The sequence below is a fragment of the Pseudomonas sp. 1176_21 genome (assembly GCF_052850635.1).
The window spans coordinates 1-1,302 of the sequence record NZ_VXCV01000036.1; the positions used below are offsets into that span (position 1 = coordinate 1).

Genomic DNA, 1,302 nt, shown 5'->3' on the forward strand with positions numbered 1-1,302 from the left:
GCGCAGTTACGACTTCGACCAGGACCCGCTGTGGCAAACGCACATGCCGCCGCAGGCGTTTGACGCGCTTGCGTGGTACCAGTGCGATCACCTGGGCACGCCAATGGAGCTGACCGACCACCATGGGGCGGTGGCGTGGGCGGGGCAGTACAAGGCGTGGGGTGAGGTAAGAGAGGAGCGCTCGGGCTGGGCCAGGCAGATTGGGCTGAGCAATCCGATACGGTTTCAGGGGCAGTATCACGACCGTGAGACTGGGCTGCACTACAACCGGTATCGGTACTATGATCCGGGGGTTGGGCGATTTGTTAGCAAGGACCCGATTAGTTATGCGGGTGGGCTGAACCTGCACCAGTACGCGCCAAACCCTGTGGGTTGGGTAGACCCATTGGGGTTGGAAGGTTGTGAAAAGGCATGTAAGTCTCGAAACAAACCGCCGCCGCCAATGGAAGCGGCAGAAGGAAGGCCGCACTCAATTATTGAGCGTCCGGGTGTTGATGGTCAGTACACGACACACTACGGGGACGGTACGTGGAAGCAGTACCGTGGCTCGGGCAAAGATCACGGGAATATTCCTAGGCCGAATATTAAAGAAGCAACAAAAAATACTAGACAAGACGGTCGTGTATTTATAGATAAGGGGCGCGTACGCGATCCTGAACCAGACGAATACCCTAAAGGGAAGACAAAGTGAATAACATTACATCTTTTGATTATGCGTCTTTCGTAAAAGCTAATGAAGATCGTGTTGTAACAGGGGTCGATTACCTGCGGGCAATTTATGTAAGCCACAGTCTGGAATCAGATTTCATTGTTTGGTTTGCACGATTTTTTTGGCCATCTTTCAAGCTTTTTGATGGAAAGGTGTTTGTTGAAGAATTATTTGATTTTGAGATATATCAGGGTCACTTGCGCAGGAGCAAAAGCTTAGAAAAAGCTCAATTTTGGATGAATCTGCTTGAGATAACAGGAGTTTTTGATGAGCTTTCTCAGGAGCAAGCTATGGAGGTTGCGCTGATAGTTTCTGAAAGCTGGAACTCAAAGATATTGAAAGAGTTTGGTGCGGAGTATGCAGTGGCGCGGCGTATATATGATGAGGACACTGGAGAGGTATTCGTCACTATCGGTTCTTGATACTGCTTGCTGGGTAGAGGTTGATTGACCGAAAAACCTTAGTCTCAGTATATACATTCGGTTGCGCATTATTCGAACAAGCCGCAGGCCGGCACGGGCTGGAACCAGCGACACACTGGCGTGGGAAAGCTCCCCGCCGCGTGATGAAGGCGATACGGGCCGCACGGTGCA

The 1,302-nt window shown here is 51.2% G+C and carries 2 protein-coding genes; both read left to right on the plus strand.

What is annotated here, in order from left to right:
• A partial coding sequence (locus FW760_RS25980) for an RHS repeat domain-containing protein (protein WP_446444113.1) occupies positions 1-691 on the plus strand: 691 nt, incomplete at its 5' end.
• Positions 688-1,131: a hypothetical protein gene (locus tag FW760_RS25985; RefSeq protein WP_054916718.1), complete on the plus strand. Its 444-nt coding sequence runs from the start codon at positions 688-690 to the stop codon at positions 1,129-1,131. The genes FW760_RS25980 and FW760_RS25985, both read left to right, overlap by 4 nt.
• Positions 1,132-1,302: the final 171 nt, after the last annotated feature.